Consider the following 25,295-nt stretch of genomic DNA (forward strand, 5'->3'; position numbering starts at 1 on the left):
ACATGCCCGGTTTGGCCGTAGGGCGCTGATGGCTGCTCCCTAACGTGAGGGAATGTTCGTCGCCGTCGCCGTCGCCACGCGCCGCCGGGTGCTGCTCGGCGCGCTGGCGGGAGCGCTGCTGCTCGCCGCCGCCGTGGTCGGTTTCCGGGCGGTGGACGCGGGCGGACCCGCGCCGGCGGACACCATCGAGTCACCGGTCCACCGGCAGACCCTCGCCCCCGGGTCGTCGCCCGTGCCGGCCGGGGATCCCGCCGGCCGGCGGGTGGTGCGGGTCGTCGCCGCGGGCGACGTGCTGGTCCATCCGGAGGTGACCGCCCAGGCGCGCCGGGACGCCGACCGGACCGGACGGCCGGGTGCTCTGGACTTCGCCCCGATGTTCGCCGGGGTCGCCCCGGCGGTCGCCGGAGCCGACCTCGCGCTGTGCCACCTGGAGACGCCGCTGGCCGATGCCGGCGGCCCGTTCTCCGGTTATCCGTCGTTCAACGCGCCCCCGCAGGTCCTCGACGGGGTGCGCTCCGCCGGCTTCGACGGCTGTTCCACCGCCTCCAACCACACCCTCGACCAGGGCGCCGACGGGGTGGCCCGGACGGTCCGGGCGCTCGACGCCGCCGGGCTGGGCCACACCGGCAGCGCCCGGAGCGCCGCCGAAGCCGCCACGCCGCGGATCTACCGGGTGGGCGACGTCCGCATCGCCCACCTGGCCTACAGCCTGAACTTCAACGGGCTGAGCCGCCCACCGGGCCAGCCGTGGCTGGCCAACCTCATCGACCCGCCCGAGATCCTCGCCGCCGCCCACCGGGCGCGGGCCGCCGGCGCCGACATCGTCGTGCTCAGCCTGCACTGGGGTACGGAGTACCAGCACCTGCCGGACGCCGACCAGCGGGCCTGGGCGCAGCAGTTGATCTCCTCGCCCGACGTGGACCTCATCCTGGGGCACCACGCCCACGCGGTGCAGCCGTTCCAGCGCTTCGGCGACAAGTGGGTGGTCTTCGGGATGGGGAACGAGCTGGCCCGGCATGCCGAGCCGGTCGACGACAACCGCGAGGGTGTGATGGCCCGGGCGACCTTCACCGAGACCGCCCCCGGGCGCTGGACGGTGACCCGGATGGAGGCGCTGCCCACCTGGACCGACCTCGCACCGGACCTCCGGCTGGTCGATCTCACCGCGGCGCTGGCCGACCCCGCCACCGCGGCGGGCGTGCGGGACGACTACCGGGCGGCGTACGAGCGGGTGCTCGACTACGTCCGGGCCCTCGGCGCCGGCCCGGATCAGCTGGTGGCGCCGGGCGGCGGAGCGCCGTCGCCGAGGACCCGGTCGAGGTAGTCGTTGGCGAAGCGGCGGTCGGGGTCCAGGCGGTCGCGGACGGCGAGGAAGTCCGCGAACCTGGGGTAGGCGGGGGCGAGGTCGGCCGCGGCGCGCCAGTGCAGCTTGCCCCAGTGCGGGCGACCGCCCAGTTCGGTGGCCACCTCCTCGAACGCCCGGAAATACGGCTCGTAGGGCGCCCCGACGTACTGGTGGATGGCGACGTACGCGGAGTCGCGGCCGTACCCGTGGGACAGCCAGATGTCGTCGGCGGCGGTGAAGCGGACCTCGACGGGGAAGAGCACCTTGAACGGGAGCCCGTCGATGATCCGCCGGAGCGCGTCGAGCGCGGTGGGCAGGACGGCGCGCGGCAGGGCGTACTCCATCTCCACGAAGCGGACCCGGCGCGGGGTGCAGAAGACCTGGTCGGAGCGGCCGGTGTAGGTGCGTTCGGTGAGCGCCCGGGCGGAGACCGCGCTGATGCCCGGGGCCAGCGCCGGCACGGCGCGGCCGAGCCGGCAGGCGCCGGCGAACACGGTGTTGGCCAGGAACTCGTCGTCCAGCCAGCCGCGCCACCGGGGCAGCGGCCGGTCGTCGGCCGGCACCCGGTCGTTGGTCTTGACCTGCACCCGGGAGGTGTACGGGAACCAGTAGAACTCGGCGTGGTCGTGCCCATCGATGAGGGCCGGCAGTTCGGCGAGCACCGCGTCCAGCGGCGCCGGGCGCTCGTGCGCGCGGAGCACGAAGGCGTCGACGCAGCGCAGGGTGACCTCGGCCAGGACGCCGACGGCGCCGAGGCCGACCCGGGCGGCGGCGAAGACGTCCCGGTGCTCGTCGGCGGAGCAGCGCAGCACCTCGCCGGTGCCGGTGACCAGGGTCAACGCCGTGACGAAGGTGGACAGGCAGCCGAGGCGGGCGCCGGTGCCGTGGGTGCCGGTGGAGAGCGCGCCGGCGACGGTCTGGGCGTCGATGTCGCCGAGGTTGGGCAGCGCCAGGCCGTGCCGGGCGAGCAGGTCGTTGAGGGCGTGCAGGGTCATCCCGGCCGGCACGGTGACCAGCCGCCGGGCGGTGTCGACGGTGACGCCGGTGTCCAGTTCGGCCAGTTCGAGGCGGTCCCCGTCGGTGAGGGTGGCGCCGGTGAACGAGTGGCCGCTGCCCACCGCCCGGATCCGTCGGCCCGCCGCGGCCGCGGACCGGACCGCCTCGGCGATGTGCTCGACGCTCCGAGGGCGCAGGATGGCGGTGGCCGTGCTGTGCTGGTTGCCGGCCCAGTTGGACCAGGTGGGTGGCGTACCGGGCATGGACGCTCCTCGAAATGAATATGAACTGACTTCATATCAGGAACGTTGTGCCTGGTAAATACCGCAATCGAGCCCCGTTCGTTGTACCGGTAGTCACAGTCCAGTGACGTGCAGATATGTTCATCCGTCGAAGGGGGGTGGCGAGTGTCCACACCAGCCGCCACGACCGGGCCGCTGCGCCGCGTACCGGTGCAGGGTCGAAGTGTCGCGCGGGTCCAGCGAATGCTGGACGCCTGCGCCGAGCTCGTCGACGAGGTGGGGTACGAGGGACTGACCACGACCCTGCTCGCCGAGCGCGCCGAGGTGGCGATCGGGTCGGTCTACCAGTTCTTTCCGGACAAGCGGGCGATCGTGCAGGCGTTGACCCTGCGCACGATGGAGTCCTACCTCCAGCGGCTCGACGAGCGGTTCGCCTCCGACGACCTGACCCACTGGTGGGACGGCGTCGACGCGGGGATCGACGAGTACATCACGATGCACCGCACGGTCCCCGGATTCCGTACCCTGCACTTCGGCGACGTGGTCGACCTGCACCTGCTCGATGAGCAGCGGGACAACAACGGCGTGATCGCCGACCAGTTGGCCCGGGTGCTGACCGAGCGTTTCGGCCTCGACGCGCCCGATCTCCGGTTCCACCTGGAGATCGCGGTGGAGGCCGCCGACTCCTTGATCAAGCTGGCGTTCCGTCGCGTCCCCGAGGGCGACGAGCGGGTGCTGGCCGAGGCCAAGGCGCTGATCCGGGAGTACCTGCACCGCCAGGTCGACGCCCGGAGCGAGGCCACTCAGCCGAACTGAGCACGGCGCCGCCGATCCGTGGTGCGTCGGCCGGCGGCCAGCGCAGAGTCCGGGTGCGACCGGGTGGCTCGACGGCAACCCGTCCGGGGTGCGACCGGGGCGGGAACAGCAACGGAACTCGCCCGGGGTGCGCCGGGTGGCACGACCGGCACCGAGGGCCGGGTGGCAGTTCAGAGGAACGCCCGGCCCTCGCCCCGGTACGTGGGGACGGTCGCGACCAGCGCGTCGCCGTCCACCAGGTGCAGTTCGTTGACGTGCTCGCAGAGCTCGCCGGCCTTCGCGTGCCGGAACCAGACCCGGTCGCCGACCCGCAGGCCGGCCGCCGCCGGGCCGGCCAGCGGGGTCTGCACCTCGCCGGCCCCCTCGGGGCCGAGCAGCTTCAGCCCCGCCGGCAGCCACGGGCGGGGCAGCCGGCTGTCGGCGGCGGGGCCGGAGGCGATCCAACCGCCGCCGAGCACCGTCGCCAGGCCGGGTGCCGGCCGGCGGACCACCGCGCAGGCGAAGAAGGCCGCCGGGGTGGGCCGCCAGGCACGGTAGGCGTCGAAGAGCGTCGGCCCGTACAGGCCCGATCCCGCGGTGACCTCGGTGACCACGGGATCGGCGCTGGTCGCGGCCACGCTGCCGGTGCCGCCGCCGTTGACGAATTCCAGGTCGGCGTGGTCGCGGACCGCGGCGACCGCCGCCGCGCGCCGGGCCAGCAGCTCGCGGTACGACCCGCGCTGGGCGACCCGGATCGCCGTGCCCAGCAGGGCCTGTCCGGGGGGCGCGTCGCCGAGGCCGGCGATCTGCGCCTCGTACGACATCAGGCCGACCAGCCGGAAGCCCGGCCGGCCGGCGACGGCGGCGGCGAGGGCGCCGGCGGCCCGGGCGCTGTGCACCGGGGAGCGGCGGACCCCGACGTGCACCCGCCCGCCCAGTGGTCGCCAGGAGGCGTCCAGGTCGAGGCAGACCCGCAGCGCCGGCCGGCGCCCGGGCGGGCACACCTCGTCGACCAGGTCGAGCTGTTCGGTGCCGTCCACCATCAGCGTCACCGCGTCGGCGAGCGCCGGGTCGGCCGCCAGCTCGGCGAGGCCGCCCCGGTCCGCGGTGGGATACGCCACCAGCACGTCGGTCGAGACGCCGGCCCGGGCCAGCCAGATCGCCTCGGGCAGGGTGAATGCCATCACCCCCTGCCAGCCGGGCCGGCCCAGCGCCCGGGTCAGCAGGTCCCGGGCGCGCACCGACTTGCTGGCGACCCGGACCGGCTTCCCGCCGGCCCGGTCGGCCAGCGCGGTCGCGTTCGCGTCGAAGGCGGCGAGGTCGACCACGGCGTACGGCGGGTCGAGGTGCGCGGTCGCCCGGTCCAGGCGGTCGCGAAGTTTGTCACTTTCGGTGGCCACGTCTGCACGCTAACTGTCTGGGCGTCAATGCGAAATACCCTCGCGTCTGTCCGGGCTGCGGCCGGTGGTGTCGGCGGCCTACGCTCGGCGAGCAGGCGAATGTCGCGGGTGGGGTCGTTCCCCACCGGGACTAGAGTGTTCCACCGGGGATGCCCAGCTCTGGGCCGGCACGTGGAGGTACGGCCATCGAAAGCCAGAAGAACGGCGAGTCGCCCGGCGTGTCGTCGCCCGGTAGCCAGGCCGACCGGTCCGGCGCCGCCGCGATCCGCTCGGTGCTGCGCATCCGGCCGTTCCGCCGGCTCTGGATCGTGCTCGGCGCGGCCTCCTTCGGCGACTGGCTCGGCCTGCTCGCCACGTCGGTCTTCGCCGCCGCGCAGGTCTCCGGCAGCACCGCGAAGGGCGCTGCCTTCGGCAGCCTGATCGCCGTCCGGCTGCTGCCGGCGCTGGTGCTCGGCCCGGTGGCCGGCGTCTTCGCCGATCGGTTCGACCGGCGCTGGACGATGGTCATCTGCGACCTGCTGCGCTTCCTGCTCTTCGCCTCGATTCCGCTGCTCGCGCTGACCGGCGCCAGCGGCGGGGTGGTGGTCAGCTGGGCAGCCGTCGCCACCTTCCTGATCGAGACGATCACCCTGCTCTGGATCCCGGCCAAGGAGGCCGCGGTCCCGAACCTGATCCCGCGGGCCCGGCTGGAGACCGCCAACCAGCTCACCCTGATCACCACGTACGGCCTGACCCCGGTCGCCGCCGCGATCGGCCTGGCGGTGCTCGACCGCAGCGTCCGGGGCCTCGTCGACGGGGGGATCCCCGGCTGGGCGGAGCCCGCCCAGCTCGCGCTCTGGTTCAACTCCTTCTCCCGGCTGGCCACCGCGCTGGTGGTGGCGTTCGGCATCAAGGAGATCAGCCGGGCGCAGGCCGGCGAGCGGGAACGCACCGAGCAGAGCATGATGAGCCAGTTCACCGAGGGCTGGCAGTTCATCAAGCAGACTCCGCTGGTCCGCGGCCTGGTGCTCGGCATCTTCGGCGCGTTCGCCGGCGGCGGCATCGTCATCGGCACGGCCAAGTTCTTCGCCGCCTCGCTCGGTGCCGGTGACGCCGCCTTCTACATGCTCTTCGGCGCCATCTTCATCGGCCTGGCCGTCGGCATCGGGCTCGGCCCGATGATCGTCCGGGACATGTCCCGGCGCCGCTGGTTCGGCATGAGCATCGTGCTGGCCAGCGCCTCCGTGCTGGTGCTCGCCTTCGCCATCCACCTGTCCATGGCCATCCTCGGCGCGATCCTGGTCGGCGCGGGCGCCGGCATGGCCTTCCTCGCCGGCACCACGCTGCTCGGTGGCGAGGTCGCCGACGAGGTGCGCGGCCGGGTCTTCGCCGTGGTGCAGATCGGCACCCGGCTGGTGCTGATCCTGGCCATCGCACTGAGCAGCCTCCTGGTGGGCGTCGGCGGTTCGCGCAAGCTGACCATCGCCGACCTGGGCGTCTCCGTCTCCTCGACCCGGCTGCTGCTGCTCGCCGCCGGCGCCGCCGGCATCTTCGCCGGGATCAGCGCCTTCGGTCAGATGGACGACAAGAAGGGCGTGCCGGTCCTGGCCGACCTCTGGGGCTCGATCCGGGGCCGTCCGCTGATGCCGGCCGAGCCCTTCGTCTCCAGCGGCCTCTTCGTGGTCTTCGAGGGCGGCGAGGGCGCCGGCAAGTCCACCCAGCTCCGCGCGCTCGCCGAGCGGCTGCGCGAGCGGGGCCGGGACGTGGTGGTGACCCGCGAGCCGGGCGCCACCGGTGTCGGCGAGCGGATCCGCTCGCTGGTGCTGGACAACGCCGGCGCGGAGGCGCCGTCGCCCCGCGCCGAGGCGCTGCTCTACGCCGCGGACCGGGCGCACCACGTCGCCACCGTGGTCCGTCCGGCGCTGGTCCGGGGCGCGGTGGTGATCAGCGACCGGTACGTCGACTCGTCCCTGGCGTACCAGGGCGCCGGTCGTACGCTGCCGGTGCAGGAGGTCTCCTGGCTCTCCTCGTGGGCCACCGGCGGGCTCAAGCCGGACCTGGTGGTGCTCCTCGACGTGGACCCGCACACCGGGCTGTCCCGGGTCGAGTCGCGCAACGCCGGCGCCGACCGGCTGGAGACCGAGTCGGTCGCCTTCCACGAGCGGGTCCGGTACGCCTTCCTCGACCTGGCCGCCGCCGACCCGAAGCGCTACCTGGTGCTCGACGCGTCCCGCCCGGTCGAGGAGATCGCCGACGCGGTGGCCCGGCGGGTCGAGGAATTCCTGGTCGACCCGGCCGCCATCGTGCACCCCCGCCCGGCGCAGGGGCCGGACACCACGGTCCAGCCGGAGTTATCCGACGCGGAGCTGGTGACCATGGAGCACCCCACCTGATGCCGGACGTCTTCGCCGACCTGGTCGGGCAGGACGAGGCCGTCGACACGCTGCGCCGCGCCGCCGCGTCGGCGGCCGCCCAGCTGCGCGCCGCCGCGGCCGGCCCCGCCGCCGTGGCCGAGCCCGACGAGCTGGACGCGCTCGCCGAGGCCGCCGAGGAACCGAGCGGGACCGGCCGGGACCCGGGGGCGGGGATGACCCACGCGTGGATCTTCACCGGGCCGCCCGGCTCCGGCCGCTCGGTGGCCGCGCGGGCGTTCGCCGCCGCGTTGCAGTGCGCGCACGGCACCGGCTGCGGCGCGTGCCCCGGCTGCCACACCACGCTGACCGGCACCCACGCCGACGTGCGCCTGGTGGTGCCCGAGGGGCTCTCCATCGGCGTCAACGAGATGCGCGCGCTGGTGCTCCGGGCCGCCAGCACGCCGTCCGGCGGGCGGTGGCAGGTCGTGATCATCGAGGACGCCGACCGGCTCACCGAGGCGGCCGGCAACGCCCTGCTCAAGGCGATCGAGGAGCCACCCCCGCGGACGGTCTTCCTGCTCTGCGCCCCGTCCACCCACCCGGACGACATCTCGGTGACCATCCGTTCGCGCTGCCGGGTCGTACCGCTGCGGCAGCCGTCGGCGGCGGCGGTCGCCGAGGTTCTCGTACGCCGGGACGGGATCGCGCCCGACGTGGCGGACTGGGCGGCGGCGGCCGCGCAGGGGCACGTGGGCCGGGCCCGGCGGCTGGCCCGAGACCCGGAGGCCCGGCAGCGCCGCGACGCCGTGCTCGCGGTGCCGCGCCGGCTGACCGGCGTGGGCGCGGCCTTCGACGCCGCCTCCGCGCTGATCGAGGCGGCCGAGGCGGAGGCCGCGGCGTCGGTCACCGAGATCGACGAGACGGAACGGGCGGCGTTGCAGACCGCGCTCGGCGCGGGTGGCACCGGCCGGGGCGCGGCCGGCGCGATGCGCGGCGCCGCCGGCCAGCTCAAGGACCTGGAGAAGCGGCAGAAGTCGCGGGCCACCCGGGCCCAGCGGGACGCCCTGGACCGGGCCCTGGTCGACCTGGCCGGTTTCTACCGGGACGCGCTCACCATGGCGCTGCGGGCGCCGGTCGCGCCGGTGCACACCGACACCGCCGCAGTGGCCGGGGCGGGCGCGCAGAAGTGGGACGCCGAGGGGGCGCTGCGCCGGCTGGAGGCCGTGCTGGGGTGCCGGGCGGCGATCGAGGCGAACGTGAAGCCGCGGATCGCGGTGGAGGCGATGATGCTCGCCCTCTGGAAGGGCTGATCCGCCCGCGCCGAGCGTCATCCACAGGGCATCGACAGTCACGATTGGTGTGCGGTACGGTCCGGTGTGCCGCAGTGACGGTGGCGGCACGCTCAGTGAGGGGTCTGCCGGGAGGAGTGCGATGCCACGGGGCGAGATCGACGAGGCCTGGATCGAGGAGGCGGTGCGGCGGTACCGGCGCATCGAGTCTCTGCAGGCCGAGTTCGACCAGGCGGTGGCGACGGTCGAGGTCACCGTCCGCTCGCCCGACGGGCTGGTCGAGGTGGTGGTGACCGCCGGCGGGCGGATCATCGACGTGCGCTTCCTCGGCCCGCTGCACGCCCGCAACCCACGGGACGTCGCCGGCTCCGTGCAGGCCGCGGTGACCGCCGCCGCCGACGCCGCGCAGTGGGCCCGGGAGAAGCTGCACAACGAGACCTTCGCGGCGTACCGGCCGCTCGCGGGGGCGTGACATGGAGCCCCTGCACGCCCTGGCCGCCCGCCTGGACGAGGCCAGCGCCACCCTGGCCGGCCTCGCCCGCGCCGTCACCGCCAGCGACCCGGCCCACCCGGCCTTCGGCGCCCAGGCGTCCGGCCGGCCCGGCGAGATCGGCCGGGCCCTGCACCGGCAGTGGACCGCCGCCACCGACGACCGGGCCCGGGAGGCCGGCGCCGCCGCCGCCCGGCTCGCCGCCGCCGCGGCCGCACTGCGCGGCGCCGCCGACCGGTACGCCGCCGTCGACGACACCGCCCGGCGGCGGCTGGTCGGGGAGGCCTGATGGACGCCCTGGACCGGCTCGCCGAACCGGGCCTCGACCTGCTCGCCCGGGTGGACACGCTGCTCGCCGCCGGCGCGCCGGAGGGGCACCGGCTCTGGCCGCTGCTGCGCCGGATGCAGGTGCTCCCCGGCGACGCCGTGCGCGAGTTCCTCGACCTGCATCCCGCGCCGCTGGCGACCGCCGGCCACGAGGTGCGCCGGCTCGTCCGGGTGTACGACGACACCTGCGCCACCCTCGCCGATCCGGTCGCCTGGTCCGGGCCGGCCGCCTCGGCGTACGACGAGGCCCGCGCCGCCCTGCTCCGGCACCTCGACGAGGGGCCGGAGAGCCTGGTGGGGCGGCTCGAGTCCACCGCCGGTTACGCCGACGCGTTGGCCGACTGGGTGGAGGGGAGCCGACTCGCCCTGGCCCGGGCGCTGGCCGACGCGCTGGGTTCCGCCGAGGCGGTCACCGTGCTCGCGGCCACCCGGTCACCGGGCGCCGCCGCCCCCGCGGCCGCGTACCCGGCGGCCGAGATCGCGACCCGGGTGCTGGCGGTGCTCGGCGTGGCGTACGACGGCGCGGAGACGCTGCTGCGGCAGTGGTCGCCGAGCCTGGCCGAGACCACCTGGCGGGAGCGTGCGGTCGCCGCGCCCCGGTACGGCGGGACCACCCGGATCGGGCGCTGAGCCGGGCGGACGGGCCGCCGCAGGCCCACGGCGTCGCGCGCCGGGCCGGCGTGGCCGGGCTCCGGCGGCGACGCCGTGGCCTTCCCTGCACCCCCCGCAGGTCTGCCCTTCACTCAACGCCGTCAATCGCCTTTTGTCCCCCGTGTCGGTCGTGATTCAGCCGTCCGGGCGAGGAGCAACGGCACGACGGGGTGGATGCCCTTCGGTCGAGTCGACGATCGTGGATCGCTGCGCGCCGTGACCGGACGGCGACGCCCGGCCGCGCCGGACCGGCCGCCGGGTCGTAGGGTGAGGGGATGGGCATGCTCTGCGCGGTCAGCTTCAACCGGTACGGGCGCCTCTACTACCTGGACCCGGGCGAGCTGCGCCCGCAGGTGGGCGACCGGGTGCTGGTGCCCACCGACGACGGGCCAGAGGTGGCCGAGTGCGTCTGGGCCGCGCAGTGGGTGGGCGAGGACACCGACGGTTTCCCCAAGCTGGCCGGGCTCGCCCAGGAGGACGATCTGCGCCGCGACGAACTGCTGCGCCGGCGCAAGGCCGAGGCGAAGGTCGCCGCGAAGCGACTGATCCGGGAGCACGGCCTGCCGATGAAGGTGGTGGCGGTCGACCACGTGCTCGGCACGCCGGAGACCGGCAGCGACCGGACCACCGTCTACTTCACCGCGCCGCACCGGGTGGACTTCCGCTCGCTGGTCCGTGACCTCGGGGCGACCCTGCGGTGCCGGGTCGAGCTGCGGCAGCTCTCGGCCCGGGACTCGGCGCGGGTGCAGGGCGGGATCGGCTCCTGCGGCCGTGACCTGTGCTGCGCGACCTTCCTCAACGACTTCGAGCCGGTCACCATCCGGATGGCCAAGGACCAGGACCTGCCGCTCAACCCGCTGCGGATCTCCGGCGCCTGCGGCCGGCTGATGTGCTGCCTGAAGTACGAGCACCCGCTCTACCAGCGGTTCCAGGAGTCCGCCCCGGCGATCGGCAGCCGCGTCACCACCGCGGAGGGGGAGGGCAAGGTCGTCGGGCACAGCGTCCCCCGCGACTCCGTCACGGTCCGCCTGGACGCCGACGGCTCCCGCTGCTCCTGCAGCCGAGCCTCCGTCTGCGCCCCTCGCCAGGCCCACGACCAGCACTACGCCTCTTGACCTCACCCCCCGCCCGCCCCGGGCGGGTGGGCGTCAGGTGAGGGTGATGGGGGGTTCGGCGAGCCGGGGAGTCAGGCCGGTCTTCGGGGTCAGCCAGGAGGCGGTGGGGGACTGGTCGGGGTTGAGCTGCCAGGCGTGGGAAACCTTGTCCACGGCGATGGGGTAGACGGTGAGGGTGCCGTCGGGGTCGATGCGCATCCGGAGGAAGGACTTCGAGTCCTCGATGCCCTGGCCGGCGAAGAGCTCGTTGACGTTCACGCCGAACGCCCCGGCGACCAGCAGGTACAGCGCCACCACCTGACTGGACACCAGACCGATCACCGGACCGTAGACGACCGCCGCGGCGACCGCGGGCAGCGGCCACGGCCAGTCGTACAGGGGCAGTTGCAGCCAGGCCCAGGTGCCCGCGGCGGCCAACGCGACGTGCGCCACGCCGTGGCCGACGCCGAGGATCCAATGCCGGGCATGCCGTTTCCCGCCCGCGCTGGGCGCCTTGGCGAAGAACGCCGCGCTCAGCAGCGTCACCACCAGCATGATCACCAGCGGTACGCTGAGCAGCCGCTGCTCCGTGGTGCCCACCCGGTTCGCGGTGACCCCGGCCATCGCCAGCATCAGCAGCGTGTGCAGCGTGCCGAGCAGGGTGGTGAAGCCCGGGTTCCGGAACGGCAGCCGGGCGAAGATCCCCCAGCCGTACCGCCGGGACCGGTCCTTGTCGGGATAGCGGGCCACCAGGTCGTACTCTCGGGTGCGGCTGGCCCGGCGGGAGAGCGTGTCCCGCGGCGGCACCTCCAGCCGCTCCGGCAGCTTGTGCGTGGGGTAGAGGTAGGCGCCGCCGCCACCGCAGGTGATGAGCTGCCGGTCCGGGCCGGTGTAGCGGGCGTAGTGGTGCAGGTCGCCGGAGATCAGCAGCCGCACCTGGGCCCCGGTGGGCGCGATGATCGTACGGATGAAGTAGTCGATCGAGTCGTACGCCGTGGGGTGGTCCGCGGCCTTGACCCAGGTCGGTGCCGGCACCGCCAGGATCACCCGGGACCGCGGGGTCAGCTTGCGGGCCACCTCGTCGAAGTAGGTGAGCTGCGGGTCGTCCAGGTACGACCCGGACTGGTCGTCGAGGCCGAGCAGCCACCAGCCGCCGGGCAGCTCCACCGCGAAGTACGACCGGGACTGGCCGGTGCCCCAGCCGCCGAAGTGCCGGTCCCGGGACCGGACGAAGAGCCGCAGGAAGGCGGTCAGGCCGTCGTACCAGTCGTGGTTGCCGGGGACCGCGAAGAGCGTGGGCCGCTCGGGCGGCGCCACCGGCAGCGCGGCCTGGTAGGGCCCCTTGCACCGGTCCTCGTACGCCGCGTAGGACGCCGAGGGATAGACCTGGTCGCCACCCATCACCAGGGTCTGCGCCCGGGGCAGCCGGCGCCCCTCCACCGCCAGCTCCCGCTGGGCGAGCAGGTAGGCCACCGAGTAGGTCGCGTCGAAGCCGTCGCCCAGGTCGGCCACGTAGTCCAGCCAGAGCCCGCCGTCCGGCCCGACCTGGCGGAAGATCCCGTCGCCGAACGCGTTCTGCAGCTCCCGTTTGTCCAGGTATGCCCCGAAGAGCATCGCCAGCAGCGTACGGATGCCGGTGCTGATCAGCAGGAACGGCGCCAACCACGGCACCGGCTTGCGCGGCGCGAAGCCCAACTCCAGCGGATCGGTGCTGCGCGGCCGCCGCGCCGCCCGCTCGCCCGGGTGCGCCTCGGGGATCGGCTGCTGCTCCGGTACGTGATCGTCGCTCACCCGCCGCAGGGTAGTCCTGCCCGCCTGCGAGCGCTGTCCGGCGAACGACCGAACGTGCCCCGATGTCCGGACCGGGGTCCGGGGGATCCCGTTCGGCCCGGGGCGGGGGGTGCCGTACACTTGACGATCGTTGCCGCCTTAGCTCAGTCGGCTAGAGCGACGCACTCGTAATGCGTAGGTCGACGGTTCGATTCCGTCAGGCGGCTCCAGAGAAAGGCCCAGGTCACCGGCTAGATCGCCGATCATGACCTGGGCCTTTTCCGTGGCGTTGGAGAGCCGAGCAGCCAAACGAGCAGTCAACATGTCACTCACTCGACCACAGCGCCGCCTCCAGCCGTGCCGCCGCTTCCCGCGCGATCTCGGGGGCGACGTGTGCGTAGATGTTGAGCGTCACGCTGATCTGCGAGTGGCCGAGGATTTCCATGACCACGCGGGCAGGCACGCCCTGGGCGAGGAGGACGCTCGCCGCCGTGTGCCGTAGGTCGGGCAGCCGAACCTGCCGCAGACCGGCCTGTCGGATGATCTCCCGGAACGAGCGGCAGTCGTTGCGTGGGTGGATCGGGGTGCCGACGCTGGTCGCGAAGACCAGGCCAGGGTGATGCGTGACAGAACAGTCCCAAGACATGGGTGACACGTCCGGCTAGCCGGGTGGTGACGGCGGCTCGGGCGGGCGTCCGCGGGCGCGGGCTGCGTCGGATATGGCGATCCCGGTCAGGACGAGGGCAGCGGCGGCGGCGACCACGACTGGCGGCAGGGGGTGCATCGCTGGTGTCAGGGCGGCCAGCGCAAGGACGCCGATCGGTCGGGACCGGGACACGCGGCCGAACACCGCGTGCTCGAAGCGGGCGCGCCCGGCCAGGTACAGCGCGGGTCCGCCGAGGATGACGGCGATCCAGGCCGGTGGGGTGTGTCCGAGTGGGTGGGCGATGACGAGTTCGTCGCCGACGGCGGCGACGACCACGCCGGCCACCATGGCCAGGTGGGCGTATGACGCCGATCGGGCGAGGCGGACCGGGTCGGGAGACACGGCAATCGCTTCCGCCAGGACTTGCCCAGCGCGGTAGATGTAGATCCGCCACAGCAGCACGGTGGTCGCGATCGACACTGCGAACGCGGCGACCCCGTCCGGCGCGAAGCCGCTGCTGCTCAGCGCCAGTCCGGTAACCAGGATCAGCTCGCCGAGCGCGATGATGAAGAACTGCCGGTAGCGCTCGGACAGGTGCTCGCCCGAGATCACAAGGTCTTGGCTGGGCGTACGGCCCGCCCCTGGGGTGGGGAAGCCGATTCTGCCTGCCGTGTGGTCAAGGACGACCGCGAGTGCCCACAACGCGCCACGCGCCGTGCCGTGCACGAGCGCCCCCGCGATCCACGGCAGCGCCGACAGGCCGTACCAGAACAGCCCCCGCACGGCGTGGCGCTGCAGCTCGTGGCGATGCAAGACGGCCACGAGGACGAGCCCGCGGCCGAGCTGGACGGCGACGTACGCACCGGCGAAGATCAGGCCCGTGTCGCCGAATGCGTCGGGCACCGCGGCTGCCATCACCAGGCTGCCGACCATGGTCGCGATGACCAGGGCCTGGATCACCGGTCGTTGCGGGTCCGTCCGGTCGGTTAGCCACGCGGTGCTGGACCAGACCCACCACATGGCCCCCAACAGCACCAGCGTCCGGAGGGCGCCGCTCCACCCGAGATCCTCGGCCAGGCCGCGCGAGAGCTGAGCGAGCGCGAGGACAAACACCAGGTCGAAGAAGAGTTCCAGGAACGTGGCCCGCTGTGGATCCCCGGCTTTTCGCAGCAGTTCGGCCGCCCTGCTCGTCGTCATCGGCTCGCCCGTCTGCCAACTTTGCCCCAGATTTGAAGCATTCTGCCATGTGCACACGGGCCCCTGGGCCCGGGTGCGCATCGCGGCCGCGGTACGCGGCCGGCTGGAGTCCGGCGCGCTGGGCACCGACCGCGACTGCCACGATGCAGCAGAGCGAGTGATCCACTACGTGTCGACCTCATAAGGAAGCCCTTGTTCCGATCCGGGAGCAGCTCGGCGCAGCCTGGTCGATGTGGTCGATGTGCTCGACGGCGTATACCGGCTCTTCGAACTTGGTGGGGGTTTGACCGCCGGGCGGGGCTCCACTGTGGGGCCTGCTGATAGATGCCCGTAGCTCTCGTAGATCATGTTGTTGTCGAAGCAAGATGATCACAACAGAAGAGCTACGGGCGTGGTTAACGATACGAGGCGGCTGCTGGGCCTTGACGGCCTGGCCGTGGTCGGGGTCGCCGGCGACCCCGACGGGCCGGTGGTGCACCTGGTCACCGCTGATGAACAGGCACGGCACTGCCCTGACTGCGGCACACGGTCGCGGCGGTCCAAGGGCCGGCGGGTGACCCGGCCGCGTGACCTGCCGGTTGGCGGCCGCCGGCCGCGGCTGGTGTGGACCAAACGTCGCTGGCGCTGCGACGAGCCGGCGTGCCGGCGTCGCTCGTTCACCGAGTCGGTGCCGGCCGTCCCGGCGCGCAAGCGGTTGACGACCCGGCTACGAGCCTCGGCCGGGGCCGCGGTGGCCGACGCCGGCCGTACCGTGGTCCAGGCCGCCCGCGATCACGACGTGTCCTGGCCGGTCGTCGCGGCGGCGTTCACCGACCACGCCCGGGCGGTACTGCCGACCCAGCCCGAACCGGTGCAGATACTCGGTATCGACGAGACCCGCCGGGGCCGGCCGAGATGGACTCTCGACGAGGCCACCGGCGTCTGGCAGAGCGTGGTGGACCGCTGGCACGTCGGGTTCGTGGATCTGTCCGGCGGGCAGGGCCTGCTCGGGCAGGTCGAGGGTCGCACCGCCCAGGCGGTGATCGACTGGCTGACCGCACGTGACCAGACCTGGCGCGACGCGGTCCGGTTCGTCGCTATCGACATGTGCACGATCTTCAAGTCCGCGGTCCGCCGGGCCCTGCCGCAGGCCACCCTCGTGGTGGACCACTTCCACCTAACGCAGCTGGCGAACCAGACCCTCACCGAGGTCCGCCGCCGCGTCACCGTGCGCCAGCGGGGCCGGCGCGGCCGCAAGGGCAACCGCGAGTGGGAACTGCGCAACCGGCTCACCCGCTCCGCCGCCCGAATGCGCGGCGAACACGTCGACGCTCTCCTCGACGAACTCGCCGGCCTGCCGGCAGCGATCGGCGCACCGATCACCGCCGCGTGGCACGCCAAGGAGGACCTGCTCGACCTGCTCGCCACCGCCCGCACCCGCCCCGACCGGGAGCAGGTCCGCGACCTGCTGTACCGGTTCTACCGCCGATGCGCCCACACCGACCTTCCCGAACTGCAGCGCCTGGCCACGACCGTCGAGACGTGGTGGCCGGAAATCCTCGCGTTCCTGCACACGGGCATCACCAACGCCGGCTCCGAAGGCACCAACCGGGTCATCAAGACCATCGCCCGCGACGCCTACGGCTTCCGTAACCCCGTCAACCAACGACTACGAACCCGAACCGCCACCACCCGCAAAGCCCGCGGACACCTCGACCCCCGCTAACTTCGAAGAGCCCGTATACCAGGGCTGGAGGCCAAGCAGCCAAGCGCGGATGCCTGCTACGACCGGCACCGCAACACCGAGTTCCTGGCCTTCCTCAAACAGGTCACCAAGGCCCATCCACGCGTGAAGCTGCACGTCGTGGCCGACAACTACGCGACCCACAACCACCCGAACGTCAAGGCGTGGCTGGCGAAGAACCCGAGGATCCGCATGCATTTCACCCCGACCAGCGCGTCGTGGATGAACATGGTTGAGATCTTCTTCGGGATCACTCGTCAGGCCATCCGCCGCGGCACCTTCACCAGCGTCCCAGACCTGATTGGCGCCATCCGCACGTTCATCGACGGCTACAACCAGCGTTGCCAACCGTTTCGCTGGACCAAGACCGCCGATCAGCTCCTGGCCACAGCCGACCGACGCCCCCCACGCCACGACATCACCGCAGGGAACACGGCATGAGCCGACGGCGCTACGTGGCGCGCGGAGTGCCTGGCGGGTACCGAGTCTGGGACAACAAAGCCCGCAGGTGGTGGGGTGACCTCTACCAACTCTGCCCCGACGACCTCCTCACCGAACTCAACGGCGAAGCCAACCCAGACAAGATCACGGCCCTACTCAAGCGATATCGGGCGCTGAAGCGATAGCGTCAAATCACTTCAGACACGCGACACTAGGACTCGTCGTGGGGCACCCTCACAGCGCCGTTGAACATACCGTTGCGCTCGTGCTGGAGGTCGCGGCCATCGCCGTTCTGCCGTTCGTCGCGGCCATCATCGTCCGGTTACTCGCGCCCAACTACTTCACCCTGCCGGGCCGTGGCCTGAAGGTCACCTTGGTGGTGATCGTCGCCATTGTGGCGTTGACCGGCTTCCTCGTCGGCCATTTCAATAGCCGCTTCCTTGCGTGCCAAGACTTCATCGTGGCCGGCGATGATCCTCCCTCGAACTGCCACAACGACGAGCAGTAAGCCGCTGTCCGTCACATCGACCGGCCAGGGCGACCACGTGATCGTGCACGCGCCCGCAAGGCCGCCTATCCGTCACGGTGCGACCGCGGCCCAGCTATTCAACGCGCCCGGTGGTTGGCCTCCTGCCGCCTCAGTGAGGTCGCGCCACGTACCAGCGACAACCGATGACAGCAGACTACGAGGTGCATCGGCGTTCACACCGAAGAAGTCAGCCTGGTTCCTTCGCGCGGCAGTGACTGCGGGGGGATGCTTCCATAGGTATCTGTCAGACTCGGCCGCGTGGTGACGGAGGAGCGGTCCCGGGAAGTTCGCTCGGTGGTCGGCATGGTGACCGGGTGGGCGGCTGAGCGCGAGGACGTCCGTGGGGTGGTGGTCGTGGGCTCTTGGGCACGCGGGGCCGCGCGGATGGACTCCGACGTCGACATCGTGGTCCTTGCGGACAACGCGCGTTATGCGGAGGCGGGCGTCTGGACGGGTCTGCTCGGTGGTGAGGTCGTCCGGTTGCAGGAGTGGGGGCCGCTCAGGGAAGTCCGTGTCCGGCGCCCATCAGGGCTTGAGGTCGAGATGGGCGTCGTCCCGGTGAGCTGGGCAGACACTGACCCGGTCGACTCAGGAACCCGCCGGGTCATCAGTGACGGCCACAGCATCGTGCACGATCCGGCAGGTGCGCTGGCCGCGTTGTCGGCGGCGTGCTGCACGAGCAGCCAAGCGAGCAGCCAAACCGGCGAGCATGAGCGAACGACCACGGACCCGGCATCACCCCTGACATGAGAACCAGGCGGTAGACCAGCGTCGGGGGGCCGACTCGTAATGCGTAGGTCGACGGTTCGATTCCGTCAGGCGGCTCGGTACAGAAGCCCAGGTCAACGGCCTGGGCTTCGCCGTTTCCCGAGGTTGATCACGTCGCCGCTGGCGGGCCGAGTCCTTAGATGGTCCTTGTCCCGAGCCGCGGCCGCCCCGTCCAGCCGGTTGGCGACCGCGTCCAGGTCATCACCGAACAGACGTGCGTACACGTCAAGCGTCGTCGACGCCGGGGCGTGCCCGAGCATCCGCGGCACCGCCTTGACGTTGGGCCGCCAGATGCCGGCCCCCGCCGACCTGTACGCGTGGGCACGTGCCTGCGGCGCCCAGGACATCGCCGCTCAGGACCTGTTGCGGATGCTCGGCGAGGTCCAGGCCGTGCACCGCCTGGGAGCCCTCGGCCGAGGACCTCCACCCGGCGATCGTCGCCGCCTAGACCGACAGCGAAGCGGGCGCCCTCGCATCGAGGGCGCCCGCGTCGCCGCGTGCACTAGGCCAGCGCCTTGACGGCCGAGCCCGCCGTGGACCGCTCCCGCGCGACGCGGCGGCGCCGGGTCGGCATCCCGAGCGTCGGGTTCGCGACGCCCCAGGCGGCGCCCTTGCAGACCAGTTCCTTGTAGACGGCGGCGAGCCGTCCGGTCAGTGCCGCCCGGACGGTGCGGTCGTCGGCGGTGACGTACTGGATCACGCCTTCCTTGCGGCCCAGCGAGATGCACTGGTTGAAGTAGCGGATCGGCATGTTCGGGAGCTTCCCGCCGGTCAGGCGCGCGGCGATCGCGTCGGCGGCCTGCCACGCGACCGGGGTGCCCGAGGCGCACGACATCCGCAGCGGCTTGTTGCCCGGTCCCATCGCGTAGGCCGCGTCGCCGACGGCGTAAACGTCGGGGTGCGAGACCGAGCGCATGGTCCCGTCGACCACGATCTGGCCGGCGCCGGTGACCTCCAGGGCGGTCGCCTTCGCGATCGGGTGGACCGCGAAGCCGGTGGTCCACACGGTGACCGCGGCCGGGATGGCCTTGCCGTCGGCGGTGGTGACGCGGTCGGCTTCGACGCCGGTGACGGCGGCGTGCTCGTGCACGGTGATGCCGAGCTTGTCGAAGACCTTCCGCAGGTGCCCGCGGCCCTTGGGCGAGAGCCAGTCGCCGAGGCCGCCGCGGGCGGCGAGGGCGACGTCGAGATCCGGGCGGGCTTCGGCGATCTCGGTCGCGGCCTCCAGGCCGGTGAGGCCGCCGCCGACGACGGTCACGGTCCGCCCGGCCTCCAGGCGGGCCAGGCGCTCGCGCAGCCGGAGCGCTCCGGGGCGGCTGGCGATCTCATGGGCGTGCTCGGCGGTGCCGGGGACGCCTCGGGCGTTCCAGCCGCTGCCGAGGGCGTACACGAGGGTGTCGTACTCCAGCTCCTCGGCGCCGGTCGCGTCGATGACGGCGACGGTCTTGCGGTCGACGTCGACGCCGGTGACCTTCGCGAGCTTCAGTTCGACGCCGGTGCCCGCGAACATCTCGCTGAAGGGCCGGGGCTTGAGGTCCTGGCCGACCGCCAGCTGGTGCATCCGGACCCGCTCCACGAAGTCGGGTTCGGCGTTGACGAGGGTGATGGCGACGTCCTCGCGGTGCAGCCGCTTGGCGAGGCGGCCGGCGGCGATGGCTCCGGTGTATCCGGCTCCGAGGACGATGATGCGGTGCTGCATTTCCGTACTCCTGTCTGACGCGGGTTCGCTACTTGAACCGGGCGGCCCGCCGTTTCCTGACAGGAACGTCATGTGAAGCACGTCACACGGGGGTCAGAAGGCATTGAACAGCGGTTCCCCGTGGTCGGAGGCCGCGAACCGCTCGGTCGCGCGCTCCAACTTGTCGGGGTTGACCTGGTTGCGGAACGCGGCGATGCCCTCGGCCGTGACCTCCAGGCACATGACGCCGACGACCCGGCCGTCGACGACCGCCACGACGGCCGGGTCGCCGTTGGCGGTCCAGGCGTAGACCTCCGGCGCGCCGCCGACCATGGCGCGCTTGGCCTCGCCGGGTTTGAACAGGCCCCACAGGAACTTCGCGACCGCGAGGGCGCCCTCGAACGCCTTGGCGCGGGCCGGGACCTTCCCGCCGCCGTCGCCGATCGATATCGCGTCCTCGGTGAGCAGCCGCACGAGCGGCTCGGTCTGGCCGCTGGTGGCGGCCGCGAGGAACTCCTCGACTATCCGCCGGGCGGCGGCCTCGTCGATCTCGGTGCGGGCCCTGCCGTCCGCGACGTGCTTCTTCGCGCGACGGAAGATCTGCTGGCTGGCGGCCTCGGTGATGTCGAGGATCACGGCGATCTCCCGGTGCGGGTAGTCGAAGGCCTCCCGCAGCACGTACACCGCCCGCTCGTTGGGGGAGAGGCGCTCCATGAGGGTGAGGACCGCGTACGAGACCGATTCGCGCTGCTCGGCGGTGTCGGCCGGGCCGAGCATCGGGTCCCCGGCGAGCAGCGGCTCGGGAAGCCATTGGCCCACATAGGTCTCGCGCCGTGCCCGCGCGGAGGTGAGCTGGTTGAGGCACAGGTTGGTGAGCACCTTCGTAAGCCAGGCCTCGGGGACCTCGATGCGGTCGACGTCGGCGGCCTGCCAGCGCAGGAACGTCTCCTGCACGGCGTCCTCGGCCTCCCCAGCGGAGCCGAGGAGGCGGTAGGCGATGGCCTCCAGGCGGTGCCTGGAGGCCTCGAACCGGTCGACGTCGTTCGCGGTCAAGGGCATGATCCCGAATCTAGCCCGTGCGGCGCGATGCGGGCTCCGCAGCGATGGACCCTTCGCCGTTCGACCCGCTATCCGACTTCGCGGACGCAGTAGCTCGCGGTGATCGAGTCGATCTCGGGGTTTTCATTCGCGCCCCGGCATGGACACCTGCCGAGCAGCGTTCGGCCTCTGATCCGACATCCGGATCTGGCCGCTGACCGGGTCGTTCGCAAGGAGTCCCAAGTTCATCTGGCAGGCTTGCGCCATGATCGACCAGCCACCCGATGGCCTGCCGCGCTACCGCGTCCTGACCGGACCTGACGACGAGACGTTCTGCCGTCGGGTCAGTGAGGCCCTTGGCATCGGGTTCCACCTCTATGGCGGCCCGGCACTTACCTTCAACGGGGAGCGAGTGATCGTCGCACAGGCTCTTGTCTGGCCGAGCAACGCAGAGGAGTGAGCGCTCACGACACCTGCCAGGAGCCTCGGCTCGGCGCCCCGACACACTGAATTGTCGCGTTCCGCGCGCCGACTGTGTCGCAGATCAGTTGGCGGACGAGCGTTGCGTATCGGTCGACGGAGGACTCAGACCGCATTGCGTTGCCGAATTGCGCTCTAACAGATCAAGGCGGCCCGCAAAGCGGGCCGCGCCGGCCCGGCCCCGGCCTGCTGGCGACCTCCGGCCGGCATCGGCCGGGCCGGCCGGCCACGCTGACGGACGACAAGGAGCACGAAGACCTCGGGGCTCCGCCCCGAACCCCGGCCCTCCTCAGAGATGCCGCCGGGGATCACCTCGCCGGACACCACAAGGGCTACCCGCCTCCTCGGACGGGGCCAAGGTCGTTCGTCCGGTAGGGCGCTCCACCTTGGCCCCGTCCGAGGAGGCGGGAAGGTCTACGACTGCCCGACGAGGAGATCCGCTAGCTAACCTTGGAGCCGCTGTGCCCAGTACACCTGTCCGTCCGGTCCCATGTAGACCAGGGCCAACAGCAGGTCCGACATCGCAACCGGCGCGGTGGCTATCGTGGGCTCCCGATCCGGCTTTTCCAGGTACGGAAAGAGCGCGACGAACGTCAGCGGCGAAGCGTTCTCGTCGGCCACGCCAAGTCTGCCGCCGTTGTCCCGCCACTCGTTGTCCCGGACCTTGAGGGAGCCCGCACCTCGTAGCCAGGGGTAGCGCTCTTCGATCTTGTTGTCGACGCCGGCGCTCCCGAGGCCGACGGCCTCCTGCGGCGCAGACACGGCAATGACCTCCGGCTTGTGGTGGGTGCGCTTGTCGATGAGGAAGATCGCGAAAGAGCCGCCATCGAGTGGCTTAGGCGGGTCCTGCCAGGAAATCCGGCCGAGCACCAGCTGGTCGCGTCCGGAGGCCAGCGGCGCGTCGGCATTCTCGCCGAGCGCAGTCCGAGCCTCTTCGTAGCTGACGAACCTGACTGAGGACTTGATGGCCAGCGCTTCCGGACCGTACGGCGGGTGGTTGTGCCACTAGCTCCAAGCAAAGACGGCCACCACCGCCAGGATGACCGCCAGGATGACCGCCACCACGGACCGAGTCCTTCGCCACGTCATGCGCGACAGTGAACCACGCGATCACCGAGCTCCCGAGGTGGCCCAAGCCGACAGTTGAGGCACCGACCCGTACAGCCATCCGTACAGCCAAGACCACCAGCCAACGCCGACACCATCCGACAGTGACGGACGGGTTGAGCAGGGGAACGGCTCCCCCACCAGCCCGCTCCGATCTTCTTCTAAACCCCAGGCCCGGCCGTCGAGAAATCCGCTGTTGGCGGCACTGCGCCAACTTGCCGAGCTGGTGTCATTCCTTCACGCGCCGCGGCGTCTCCGCCACAAGGTCCTCAGCACGCCGACGTCGGAACTCCACCACAGTCAGTGCGGTTGCGGCCAAGAGCGCCAGTGGAACCAGGACCAGGAGGTAGACGGCCCAGGGCGTGATGAACCCCAGGAGGGAGCACGCGACCACGACGATGGGCCATGACCACGCCAGGATGCCCGGTCCCCAGAACCGCCACGGCGACGCCCCTGGTACTGCCTCCCACGAGTTCAGGCGGCCGAGCAGTGCACTGATCACGCTTGACCACACGCACAGCAGAATCAGGATGCATACAAACGGACCTAGGCCTTCGGGCACGGCAAGATTGTTTGGCCCCGCCCAGTAAAAGCGCAAGGGCGGAAGGTCCTCAGCGCTCCGAGGTGACCGCGCCTGCGCGACGGTCCGCATCTGGTCCGCAAGAGGTCGACGGGCAGCGGGGGAGTGGTGTGAGACGTCGAGAGGTGTTTTCGCTGCTGAGCCGCCGTGCGCCCAGGTTGGTGGGACGGGCAGTTTGATCTCATAATCCCTCGGTCGCAGGCTCGACGTCGAACGGCTGAAGTGCCGCCTCGTCGTGGTGCCGTACCGTGCGGCCATGGGAACGCTGGACGTAGCTTTCGCCGTCGGCACCGGCGTTGTTGCTGGCCTGAACGTCGCCGTCGGTGTTGCGATGCTGGTGCGCAGCCGCCACCAGCCCGGTGCGATTCGCTGGCGAGGGCAGTGGCTGGTCGCACCCCGGCTCGCCTCCTGCGCCTATCTGTGCCTCGGGCTGTTCTTCGCCATCATGGCCCTTAGCGATGTCCTCTTCGAGCGTGGAAGCAAGGGCGACGACCTCATGTTCCTCGTAGGAATGGTGTTCGCCGCCGCGACCATCGTCACCGGCGTCATGTGGCTGCACCGGCGGAGTAGGACAGCGCCCGCAGCTGAACGTTGACCCCAGCCTGACCCAGCAGCATGACAGCAGCCGCCATCGGATGAACGCCGGCTATGGGTCAGTGACGGAGCGAAGCGGGTAGCGGCCCACACCGGACGGTCCTACGAATCAGATGCCCGCACACCTGGCCTGCCTCAGTCCTCATCCAGTCCTCGAGAGGTCGACCTTCGACCGCTGACGCTGAGAAGTGCCGAGAGTGGTTTCCGCAGGCCAAACCAGGTTCGGGCAGGTAGACCGTGGTGGGCAACTTGATCTCGTAATGCGTAGGTCGACGGATCGATTCCGTCAGGCGGCTCCAGAGTAAGGCCCAGGTCACCGGCTAGATCGCCGACCATGACCTGGGCCTTTCCATGGCGCTCAAGAGCCGAGCAGCCAGCCGAGCAGCCAACATGTCACGCACTCGACCACAGCGTCCCCTCCAGCCGTGACCCGGCTTCCCGTGCGATCTCCGGGGCCACATGTGCCGACGCTGGCCGCCGTGTGCCTCAGGTCGTGGAGGCGAACCTGCCGGAGGTCCGCCTGTCGGATGATCTACCGGTACGAGCGGTAGTCGTTGGGTGGATGGACCGGGGTACCAAGGCTCTTGGCGAGGACCGGGCCGGCGTCGGCACAACGGTCCGTTCTGCCGCCTGGCTCCACAGTGGCCGCAGGTCTACGACTACCCGACGAGGAGATCCGCTGAGCGGCGACCCCGCTGACGACTGTTGCGCAGCTTGACGCCTCGCTCAACTCCGGCGAAGCGATTCCACCGACTGGCCAGGACGCCAGCTACCTGCCGGCTGTACTCGATGGTTCCTTGCTGGCTCGCTCGGTCGCATGCCGCCTCCCGCTCTTTGCGACTCAACCAGGGCGATGACTGCTGCCACGATGGTTTCGGTGGCCGGAACTCCCTCGTCTGAGGTGTCGATCTCAACGACGGCGTCGACTCCCTCCGGCGGTTCGAAAATCGACCGCTTCATCTCGCCCCGCTGAAACAGAGATAGGAGCTGCTGGTCGATTCCCCCGCCTTCGGCCGCCCGAGCAGCAAGTCGCCGGCCGATGACCGCCTCCTGGGCGACGACGTGAACAGCCAGCACTCGGGTACCGCACGCGAGCAATACAGCTAGCAGCTCATGGGACAACACCGAGGACTCTACGACGAGGCTCACTCCCGAGGCCGCGAGCAGCCGGACTGCGTCGACCATCACGGCTTCAGCGCGGAGGCTGAAGGGACCGCCGGCAACGTGGAAGTCCCGCTCGAGCCGGACGCCGCCGTCCTCGGCGACGCAGGCGGAGGACAGCCCAAGACCTGTCTTGATCTCGTCCCGAGTCAGGAACGGGATACCCAAGCGGCCAGCCGTTGCAGAGGCAATGGTGGTCTTCCCAGCGCCCGGACACCCGCACACGACGACCACCACCGGCCGTTCCCTCACCAACATCCACCGATCCTGGCATACCCGCAGACGTACTCTCGACGTGCCGAGCGTGAACACCAAGGCCGTCACGGGCCACCCATGGGCCAGAAGCAGCGGCCTGCAGCGGTCATGAGCAGGCACCAGAGCCAATTAGCTCGGCCACTGACCTTAGGCGTGTTGGCCATCACGACCGGTTGAGCATGCTCTTCCAAACCGACGGTTCCCGCCCAGTAGGTATCGTCATAACGTGGTGGACAAAGCCGGCCCCGTCACCGTCGGCGCTCTGTCCCCTCGGTATCCGTCAAGTCAAATGAGACAGTTGATGTCAGGTCTTCTGTAGTTCTGCGGCTGGTTGGTTGATCCAGCTGCGGTCGGGGATCTGGGGTG

23 protein-coding genes, 1 tRNA gene and 1 pseudogene are annotated in these 25,295 nt (G+C 71.5%); 16 read left to right on the plus strand and 9 right to left on the minus strand.

Annotation, left to right across the window (positions count from 1 at the left end; genetic code table 11):
* Positions 1-52 precede the first annotated feature (52 nt).
* Positions 53-1,324, plus strand: coding sequence for a CapA family protein (locus DKT69_RS12385; RefSeq protein ID WP_236647771.1), 1,272 nt, complete (start codon positions 53-55; stop codon positions 1,322-1,324).
* On the opposite strand, the gene DKT69_RS12390 is transcribed toward DKT69_RS12385, so the two are convergent.
* The gene (locus DKT69_RS12390; RefSeq protein ID WP_109801716.1) at positions 1,270-2,604 is read right to left on the minus strand and encodes a D-arabinono-1,4-lactone oxidase; all 1,335 of its coding nucleotides are present in this window, start codon (positions 2,602-2,604) and stop codon (positions 1,270-1,272) included. The two genes, DKT69_RS12385 and DKT69_RS12390, sit on opposite strands and share 55 nt — an antisense overlap.
* A gap of 222 nt (positions 2,605-2,826) precedes the next feature.
* Between DKT69_RS12390 and DKT69_RS12395 the strand changes: the two genes are divergently transcribed.
* Positions 2,827-3,399, plus strand: coding sequence for a TetR/AcrR family transcriptional regulator (locus DKT69_RS12395; RefSeq protein WP_109801717.1), 573 nt, complete (start codon positions 2,827-2,829; stop codon positions 3,397-3,399).
* A gap of 170 nt (positions 3,400-3,569) precedes the next feature.
* Here the strand turns inward: DKT69_RS12395 and DKT69_RS12400 are convergent, their stop codons facing one another.
* The gene (locus DKT69_RS12400) at positions 3,570-4,778 is read right to left on the minus strand and encodes an amino acid deaminase/aldolase (protein WP_109801718.1); all 1,209 of its coding nucleotides are present in this window, start codon (positions 4,776-4,778) and stop codon (positions 3,570-3,572) included.
* Between the two features lie 218 nt (positions 4,779-4,996).
* Here DKT69_RS12400 and tmk point away from each other — a divergent pair, with 218 nt between their 5' ends.
* From tmk to DKT69_RS12430, 6 genes are all read left to right on the plus strand, one after another.
* The gene (tmk, locus tag DKT69_RS12405; protein ID WP_255420198.1) at positions 4,997-7,150 is read left to right on the plus strand and encodes a dTMP kinase; all 2,154 of its coding nucleotides are present in this window, start codon (positions 4,997-4,999) and stop codon (positions 7,148-7,150) included.
* Positions 7,150-8,421 carry a DNA polymerase III subunit delta' gene (locus DKT69_RS12410; protein ID WP_109801719.1) on the plus strand — a complete coding sequence of 424 codons (1,272 nt, stop codon included), beginning with the start codon at positions 7,150-7,152 and terminating at the stop codon, positions 8,419-8,421. Before tmk ends, DKT69_RS12410 begins: the two co-directional genes overlap by 1 nt.
* A gap of 121 nt (positions 8,422-8,542) precedes the next feature.
* Positions 8,543-8,872: a YbaB/EbfC family nucleoid-associated protein gene (locus tag DKT69_RS12415; protein ID WP_109801720.1), complete on the plus strand. Its 330-nt coding sequence runs from the start codon at positions 8,543-8,545 to the stop codon at positions 8,870-8,872.
* A 1-nt stretch (position 8,873) separates the two neighbouring features.
* On the plus strand, positions 8,874-9,179 hold the full coding sequence (locus DKT69_RS12420; protein ID WP_109801721.1) for a type VII secretion target: 306 nt from the start codon (positions 8,874-8,876) through the stop codon (positions 9,177-9,179).
* The gene (locus tag DKT69_RS12425) at positions 9,179-9,847 is read left to right on the plus strand and encodes a hypothetical protein (protein WP_109801722.1); all 669 of its coding nucleotides are present in this window, start codon (positions 9,179-9,181) and stop codon (positions 9,845-9,847) included. Before DKT69_RS12420 ends, DKT69_RS12425 begins: the two co-directional genes overlap by 1 nt.
* A gap of 296 nt (positions 9,848-10,143) precedes the next feature.
* Positions 10,144-10,983 (plus strand): PSP1 domain-containing protein, encoded by an 840-nt coding sequence (locus tag DKT69_RS12430; RefSeq protein ID WP_109801723.1) that lies wholly within the window; start codon positions 10,144-10,146, stop codon positions 10,981-10,983.
* Positions 10,984-11,016: 33 nt separating this feature from the next.
* Here DKT69_RS12430 and DKT69_RS12435 read toward each other — a convergent pair whose 3' ends face one another.
* On the minus strand, positions 11,017-12,753 hold the full coding sequence (locus DKT69_RS12435; protein WP_109801724.1) for a metallophosphoesterase family protein: 1,737 nt from the start codon (positions 12,751-12,753) through the stop codon (positions 11,017-11,019).
* A gap of 132 nt (positions 12,754-12,885) precedes the next feature.
* Between DKT69_RS12435 and DKT69_RS12440 the strand changes: the two genes are divergently transcribed.
* A tRNA-Thr gene (locus DKT69_RS12440) sits at positions 12,886-12,962 on the plus strand.
* A 95-nt stretch (positions 12,963-13,057) separates the two neighbouring features.
* Here DKT69_RS12440 and DKT69_RS12445 read toward each other — a convergent pair.
* A complete protein-coding gene (locus DKT69_RS12445) occupies positions 13,058-13,378 on the minus strand; it encodes a tyrosine-type recombinase/integrase (RefSeq protein ID WP_109801725.1) in 321 nt (106 codons plus the stop codon).
* Between the two features lie 15 nt (positions 13,379-13,393).
* On the minus strand, positions 13,394-14,656 hold the full coding sequence (locus tag DKT69_RS12450) for a low temperature requirement protein A (protein WP_236647773.1): 1,263 nt from the start codon (positions 14,654-14,656) through the stop codon (positions 13,394-13,396).
* A gap of 310 nt (positions 14,657-14,966) precedes the next feature.
* Here DKT69_RS12450 and DKT69_RS12455 point away from each other — a divergent pair, with 310 nt between their 5' ends.
* The 5 genes and pseudogenes from DKT69_RS12455 to DKT69_RS12475 all read left to right on the plus strand — a co-directional run bounded on the left by DKT69_RS12455 (position 14,967) and on the right by DKT69_RS12475 (position 18,018).
* Positions 14,967-16,280: an ISL3 family transposase gene (locus DKT69_RS12455; RefSeq protein WP_109801727.1), complete on the plus strand. Its 1,314-nt coding sequence runs from the start codon at positions 14,967-14,969 to the stop codon at positions 16,278-16,280.
* A 48-nt stretch (positions 16,281-16,328) separates the two neighbouring features.
* Positions 16,329-16,717, plus strand: a pseudogene (locus DKT69_RS12460) (transposase); the annotation flags it as partial.
* Positions 16,718-16,735: 18 nt separating this feature from the next.
* Positions 16,736-16,924, plus strand: coding sequence for a hypothetical protein (locus tag DKT69_RS12465; RefSeq protein WP_201749618.1), 189 nt, complete (start codon positions 16,736-16,738; stop codon positions 16,922-16,924).
* A gap of 80 nt (positions 16,925-17,004) precedes the next feature.
* Positions 17,005-17,247, plus strand: a complete 243-nt coding sequence (locus tag DKT69_RS12470) for a hypothetical protein (protein WP_109801729.1) — start codon at positions 17,005-17,007, stop codon at positions 17,245-17,247.
* A 324-nt stretch (positions 17,248-17,571) separates the two neighbouring features.
* The gene (locus DKT69_RS12475) at positions 17,572-18,018 is read left to right on the plus strand and encodes a nucleotidyltransferase domain-containing protein (RefSeq protein ID WP_109801741.1); all 447 of its coding nucleotides are present in this window, start codon (positions 17,572-17,574) and stop codon (positions 18,016-18,018) included.
* Positions 18,019-18,538: 520 nt separating this feature from the next.
* Here DKT69_RS12475 and DKT69_RS12485 read toward each other — a convergent pair.
* Both DKT69_RS12485 and sigJ read right to left on the minus strand, forming a co-directional pair.
* Positions 18,539-19,735, minus strand: coding sequence for an NAD(P)/FAD-dependent oxidoreductase (locus DKT69_RS12485; protein ID WP_109801730.1), 1,197 nt, complete (start codon positions 19,733-19,735; stop codon positions 18,539-18,541).
* A 93-nt stretch (positions 19,736-19,828) separates the two neighbouring features.
* A complete protein-coding gene (gene sigJ, locus DKT69_RS12490; protein ID WP_109801731.1) occupies positions 19,829-20,773 on the minus strand; it encodes an RNA polymerase sigma factor SigJ in 945 nt (314 codons plus the stop codon).
* Positions 20,774-21,017: 244 nt separating this feature from the next.
* Between sigJ and DKT69_RS12495 the strand changes: the two genes are divergently transcribed.
* Positions 21,018-21,212, plus strand: a complete 195-nt coding sequence (locus DKT69_RS12495; RefSeq protein ID WP_109801732.1) for a DUF1737 domain-containing protein — start codon at positions 21,018-21,020, stop codon at positions 21,210-21,212.
* 464 nt (positions 21,213-21,676) lie between these two features.
* Here DKT69_RS12495 and DKT69_RS12505 read toward each other — a convergent pair whose 3' ends face one another.
* A complete protein-coding gene (locus DKT69_RS12505; RefSeq protein WP_236647775.1) occupies positions 21,677-22,102 on the minus strand; it encodes a hypothetical protein in 426 nt (141 codons plus the stop codon).
* Between the two features lie 1,073 nt (positions 22,103-23,175).
* Here DKT69_RS12505 and DKT69_RS12510 point away from each other — a divergent pair.
* A complete protein-coding gene (locus DKT69_RS12510) occupies positions 23,176-23,514 on the plus strand; it encodes a hypothetical protein (RefSeq protein WP_146231060.1) in 339 nt (112 codons plus the stop codon).
* A gap of 725 nt (positions 23,515-24,239) precedes the next feature.
* Here the strand turns inward: DKT69_RS12510 and DKT69_RS12515 are convergent.
* Positions 24,240-24,932 carry a P-loop nucleotide/nucleoside kinase family protein gene (locus DKT69_RS12515; RefSeq protein ID WP_109801735.1) on the minus strand — a complete coding sequence of 231 codons (693 nt, stop codon included), beginning with the start codon at positions 24,930-24,932 and terminating at the stop codon, positions 24,240-24,242.
* Positions 24,933-25,295 lie beyond the last annotated feature (363 nt).

It is taken from the genome of Micromonospora sicca (assembly GCF_003172935.1).
Classification (GTDB): domain Bacteria; phylum Actinomycetota; class Actinomycetes; order Mycobacteriales; family Micromonosporaceae; genus Micromonospora; species Micromonospora sicca.